This window comes from Schaedlerella sp., assembly GCF_056796775.1.
On the sequence record NZ_JBQIKP010000077.1, the window covers coordinates 3,836 to 10,047 of the forward strand.

Sequence of the window (6,212 nt, forward strand, 5' to 3'; positions counted from 1 at the left end):
AACAGGCTGCGTTTCCCATCATACCGGTAATCATGAACCGCACCATGGAAGAACATCTTCTCAAAAAAATAACCTAAAAACTGGTACTTTAATTCCTGCCGGATAAATTCTTCTTCCTCGTTAGATAACATCTTATACAAAGATCTGTAATAGATAAACTCAGATACCTTATCACTGACATCTGAATCAGCAAACAGACGGCTGAAAGCACAGATAAATGCTTCAATGACCGTACTACGCTTCTGCTCATCCCTCATGCATTCTTCATCAAAAGACTGATAAATGGTTTCAAGCTCATAAAATATCTTTTCACACAGGAAGAAATCTCTTATATTATTGTGATAAAATTCAGCAACGCCTCTTTTACCATCATTTTTCCAATAATTACAAAGCGCATAACACCGTCTTACAATCTGCCCTGTCTGTTTTGATTCCAGCTGCAGGCCGCGTATGATTTCCCCGATATCATCCTGTGTTACATACAGCTTCTTATTCCCGGTCGCATACATTTTATAAGCAATCTCAGCGCCAACCCGATACAAAACATCCTTATACCTGCTAATCATATGTGTATAGGAATCCCTTGAAAACAGCTTGTTATACTCCGTGTTGCTCAGCTCCACAGAAAATATCTGATGGTATAAGACCCATGGATTATCCCATGCCTCATCCGTAATCTTCCCTGCCGCAAGCATATATAGAGCCAACGGGGTATCACAGATTCCATCCGAAGAATCGTCCTCAATCCCAAGGATCCGATCAAGCCGCGGAAATTCTTCCCGGTCACACACCTTCCGGTATTTTTCAATCCATTCCTCCCGCTTTCGTGCATTGAAATGCTTTAACAATACATAGGCGATGCCGGTGCCGATTCCCTCCTCTTTCAGTTTTAATACATCTATAAATTTGGGCCTCGTTGTTATGATAATATGGCTTTCCGAGAATCCTCTGATGATTTCACTCAAAATCTGCTCCGCAAAGTCCGTCATTCCGTCAATCATACATAATTCATCAAATCCATCCAGAAATAAGACCGATTTCCCTGCCTTTTCTGCAAACACTTCATATGTCTCAAATCCCAGCTCTCCCAAAATGCCCTTAACCGGTGCTTCTATAAACTTTTTGCTCATAGTCAGATTCCTCAAACGGACACAAAACATTGCGCATCCGTCAAATATGCCGTTTTCGGATTCTTGCATGGCCTTCTCATTGCCGAAAGCAAGATGTGAAATCAAGCTGCTTTTTCCTACACCAGCATCACCTTCCATCACCATAACACGGTTTTTCCTATCCGCCGGAAACTCAGCCAGAAGCTTCTCAATATCTGGCCGACTTTCCCATAATCTCATGGAACTGCGGGGTGCAATATCATAATCCGGCCTGACATATGTATCCTTCAAAGTAATAGCCCTTTTGTCTTCTGCCTTATGCAGAAACAATACACTTCCGTAGCTTTTGACATAACCATAGTAATCCTGGTTACATTCTGACTTTTCTTTTCCCTCCAACATCCGGTATATATCATCACACACGATAGAGGCATGGAGACTTCGTAGTTCCGGATCATTCTTTACCAGCCTATCCATATGGCGGTAAATAAAATCCACTTCTTCCGGCGTAACGATACTGTCCGCCTTTTCACCATACTGGACAGGGGGAAATACATCCTTTCTTGGAAGGAAACCTTCCATCAACCACTGCGTATAAAACTCAATGTTTTTCTGCCATATAAATAGACTGCTATTACTGCATTGATACTCCTTTTCATATATCTCCTGTGCAGTCTCAATCACATTTGTAATCCTGTCCTGCAGGTTTTCTTTTGTAATATAGTCAAATATCCCCTGTATCCCATTTGTAACAAGACCAGTTACGATACTGCTGATATAACCATATATCTGTTCATTCATCTCTCGTTCCTCTTTTCAGGATGTTTTCTGCTGATTTGATATAAATGTTATCATGCAGGTATAGAAAAAGCAACTTTCATTGACATTAATCAAAAAAAGTGATAGTATAACTATCATAAAATCCAGACAGACAGGAGAGATTCTTTATGGGAGAATCTATGATTCGGAAACAGCAGATGGAGCGGCGCACGCAGCAGATACTTCACACTGCTCTAAAGCTGTTCTGTGAAAAAGGGATTGAAGACACATCAGTGGAGGAGATTGCGAAAGCCGCCGGTGTCGGACCAGCTACAATCTACCGTTATTTTGAAACCAAAGCCCAGCTTGCGATCTCGGCAGGGATTGCATACTGGCAGAAGGTTGCAGGGAAATATCTGGAGTCCCTGTCCCAAATCGCATATCAGAAACTAAGCGGACTCCAACAGATGGAATGTATTTTCCATATCTTTTCAGAGATTTTCCAGGAGGAACTTCTATTTCTGAAATTTCTCCAGGAGTTTGATATCTTTGTCCAAAGATATCACATTTCAAAAGAACGGCTGGGCGAATATGAAGAATACATTCTGAATCTGAAGCCTTATATGACAAATGCTCTGGAAAAGGGTCTCAGGGACGGAAGCCTGGCCTTTTCATATACAGCAGATGAAATATATTTTTCCGTGACACATACGCTGATAAGTCTGATGCAGAAGCTGTCCTTAAATGGGCACATCCTTTCATCTGACGAGCGGGTCGGCCTGGCATTGCAGGTAGAGATTGCGGGCAATCTGCTCCTTAAGGGCTTGGCAGCAAAAGAATGATAACATAGAGGGAACAAGGAGGATACATATGAAATCACTATCTACAGGTAAAATATGGCTTTTTGCAGCCGGACAGTTTGGATGGTCTTTACTGTCTGGTCTGATTTCTAATTGGCTGGTATACTTTTATCAGCCGGATGAGGTGTCTGTGGCACAGGGACAGCCGCTGTTTATTCCCCAGGGGTTGGTTATTCTCGGAATCTTTACGGTAATCGGGGGCATTACTGCCTTCGGACGGCTTTTTGACGCATTCACAGATCCGTGGATCGCATCGCTTTCAGACCGCTGTACTTCTGAAAATGGCCGGCGAATCCCATTTTTGAAATGGGCGGCCCTGCCTCTTTCTGTGTCTACCGTACTGATATTCTGGTCCCCGGTCAACAGGAACAGTTGGGCCAATGCCATTTTCCTGTTCGTAATGGTACTGGTATATTATCTGTCAATTACAGCTTACTGTACACCGTATAATGCCCTGATTCCGGAGTTGGGGCACAACCAGCAGGAACGCTTAAATATTTCCACTGTAATTTCTTTTACTTTTATTGCAGGAACCGCAGTCGCCTATCTGGCGCCGGTCATCTGGGGAGCCCTGATCCCGGTATTAGGCCGTGTAGGTGCTATCCGCACAACATTCACAGTTATGGCTGTCATCGCATTTTTCTGCATGCAGATACCGGTCTGGTCCATCCGCGAAAAAGAATATGTCAGTACCGTCCCTTCACAGGATACTGCGTTTTCTTCTCTTGTTTCCACATTCCGCAACGGAGAATTCCGGAAATTCGTAGGCTCAGACATCCTGTACTGGATTGCCATTACCATGTTCCAGACAGGCCTTCCGTTTTTCGTCACCAGCCTGCTGAAGCTTCCGGAAACAATGACCACGCTCTATTTTGTAGGCATGACGGCATTGTCACTGATATTTTATATCCCAATCAATAAGCTGGCGCCGAAGCTTGGCAAGAAAAAACTGATAGTTGTGGCATTTGTAATCTTTTCGTCATCCTATCTTTATACCGGATTCCTTGGAAGGATCTCGTTTATTTCCGCCAATGCGCAGGGCCTGCTCCTTATGATTGCGGCTTCGTTGCCCATGGCGGTCTTTGGAATCCTTCCGCAGGCAGTAGTCGCCGACATTGCCCAGAGCGATGCGAAGCGCAGCGGCAGCAACCGGGAAGGCATGTTCTATGCCGCAAGGACTTTTGCCTTTAAGCTGGGCCAGAGCCTCTCTATGCTCCTGTTTACAGCGGTTTCTACAATTGGGAATGCATCGGGGACTGGATACCGTATTGCAGCATTTTCAGCCGCATGCTTCTGCTTTTTAGGTGGAATTGTATTCCTGTTTTATGATGAAAACAAAATCAACCAGGATCTACGGTAACTGTGCAAATGGTTACAAAGGAGATTCATAAAATGGATAAAAGAACAATTCATAATCTGATCATACCGGCAGAAAAATATGCGGAAAGGATGGAGTCGATGGTTCTGCCCTATCTTGCAGAGAGGAAAACTGAAAATTACTGTGAGCGGGAAAAGGGAAAAAAGATTTTTTACCTGCGCTGCCTTGCAGACCATCCGCAGGGGATTGTCATCCTGTCCCACGGCTATACGGAGACAACCGATAAGCATCTGGAAAATATCTATTACTTTCTCCGCGGCGGGTATCATGTCTTCATGCCGGAACACTGCGGACACGGCCGCAGCTACAGATTATGCAGTAATACTGAAGATTTTTCTCTGGTACATATTGATGACTATAAAAGATATGTAGAGGATCTGCTCTTCGTAAGCCGCATTGCGGCACAGGAATTTCCCGGCCTTCCCATATGCCTGTACGGCCACTCTATGGGCGGCGGAATCGCCGCATGTGCAGCCGCGCAGGATCCCCGGCTCTATTCCAGGCTTATCCTCTCTTCACCAATGATACGCCCAAACACTGCTCCGACCCCCTGGCCATTGGCATGCCTCATTGCAAAGGTGTTCTGTATGGCCGGCGGGGAAGAACGCTATCTGCCGGGAAACCACCCTTATGATGGAACGGAGCAATATGCCGACAGTGCGTCCGCTTCTCAATGCAGATTCCTGTATTATCAGGAAAAACGCAGCAAGGAGCCGTTATTTCAGATGAACGCAGCCTCCTATGGGTGGCTTTGGCAGTCGCACCGGTTAAACCGTAATCTTCAAAAGAAAGCATGGCGTCGGATTTCCTGCCCCACAAGGATTTTTCAGGCAGAAAACGAGACCTATGTTTCTAAAAAGGAACAGGAACGGTTTGTGAAAAAATTATGCAGAAGGAAACGTATAGATGCAAAGCTTATCCGGGTAAAGGGGAGTAAGCACGAAATCTTCAATTCCGATCCGAAAACCTTAGAAGCGTATTGGGATAAAATTTTATCATATTTCAAAGCATAACAAGCCGCCCCCATTTATGCGGAAGTTTTAGAACGGACAGTAAACCACCTACTGTCCGCTCCCCCAATATGCATCCAGCGCGTTCCTGTCTTTACTGACTACATACCCGCTGCCTCCGATTTCTTTTACATTCTCCACCATACTCACGATCAGCAGTGAATCCTCCGCGTCCTTTTCTGCGGTAAATACGGCGAACCAGCCGATCTCTGTCCCTTCAGTGTCCTCCACAGATGCCTTGATCTCTGCCGTCCCGGTTTTTCCGGCCAGCACGATGTCCCCACGATGTGCCGCATAGCCGGTTCCTTCCGGGTTGTTCACCACCTTTTTCATGCCTTCCAGAACCTGCGCTGCAGTTTCCACCGAAAAAATCTGCGGAAGCCAGATTTCAGCACCGGTATTGCTGCCCGCGTCCATGTCAGCTTCATCTTCATATACCAGCCGCGGCTTCAATGCATTTCCCCCATTACAGAACGCTGTATACAAGCCGGCCATATGCAGTGGGTTGACCAGGATCTGCCCCTGGCCATAGCCGCTGTCCGCAAGCTGAATCTCCGATTCGATATGCTCCGTATTGGAATACTGTGATGGGGGCATCACAATCTCGAAAGGAATCTGCTCCCCAAACCCCATGATGTTCAGCTCTCGTTCCAATACATCTGCACCAATCCCCAGCGCCGCTTTTGCAAAGTAAATATTATCCGAATAGATCAGAGCATTTTCCATGGTCACAGGCTCATACGCATGAAGCGTCGTTATATAATAGTCTCCCCAGGAAGCGTCCTTCTGCCAGCTCAGCCCCTCATTTCCAAAGTCCTCCTGCCAATCGACCGCACCTGTTTTCAAACCGATGGACGCAATGACCGGCTTTAACGTAGACCCGGGACACCAGATCTGCCGGAAACGGTTCAGCAACGGTTTTCGTTCATCCTCATTGAGGGCATTCCACCGGGCATCAGACAGGCCCAGGATAAATTCATTGCTGTCAAAGGAGGGTGTACTGACCAGTGCCAGTACCTCTCCCGAGCAGGGATCCATCGCAACGGAGCAGCCTGGATCTTCCTGGAACTGCTGATACAAAGCTTCCTGGAGCTGC

General features: G+C 46.0%; 5 protein-coding genes. 3 read left to right on the forward strand and 2 right to left on the reverse strand.

From position 1 onward, the window contains the following. The coding region (locus ACTOY7_RS20570) for an NACHT domain-containing protein (RefSeq protein ID WP_482672767.1) at window positions 1–1,910 on the reverse strand (1,910 nt) is incomplete at its 3' end. 146 nt (window positions 1,911–2,056) lie between these two features. Between ACTOY7_RS20570 and ACTOY7_RS20575 the strand changes: the two genes are divergently transcribed. The 3 genes from ACTOY7_RS20575 to ACTOY7_RS20585 are packed head-to-tail and all read left to right on the forward strand — an operon-like array spanning window position 2,057 to window position 5,119. Continuing rightward, entirely contained in the window at window positions 2,057–2,710 is a 654-nt protein-coding gene (locus tag ACTOY7_RS20575; RefSeq protein WP_004068832.1) for a TetR/AcrR family transcriptional regulator, read from the forward strand. A 28-nt stretch (window positions 2,711–2,738) separates the two neighbouring features. Beyond that, window positions 2,739–4,088 carry an MFS transporter gene (locus ACTOY7_RS20580; RefSeq protein ID WP_482672768.1) on the forward strand — a complete coding sequence of 450 codons (1,350 nt, stop codon included), beginning with the start codon at window positions 2,739–2,741 and terminating at the stop codon, window positions 4,086–4,088. A gap of 32 nt (window positions 4,089–4,120) precedes the next feature. Further along, window positions 4,121–5,119 (forward strand): alpha/beta fold hydrolase, encoded by a 999-nt coding sequence (locus ACTOY7_RS20585; RefSeq protein WP_016220569.1) that lies wholly within the window; start codon window positions 4,121–4,123, stop codon window positions 5,117–5,119. Window positions 5,120–5,167: 48 nt separating this feature from the next. On the opposite strand, the gene ACTOY7_RS20590 is transcribed toward ACTOY7_RS20585, so the two are convergent. Then, on the reverse strand, window positions 5,168–6,212 hold a 1,045-nt coding region (locus tag ACTOY7_RS20590), incomplete at its 5' end, for a penicillin-binding transpeptidase domain-containing protein (protein WP_482672769.1).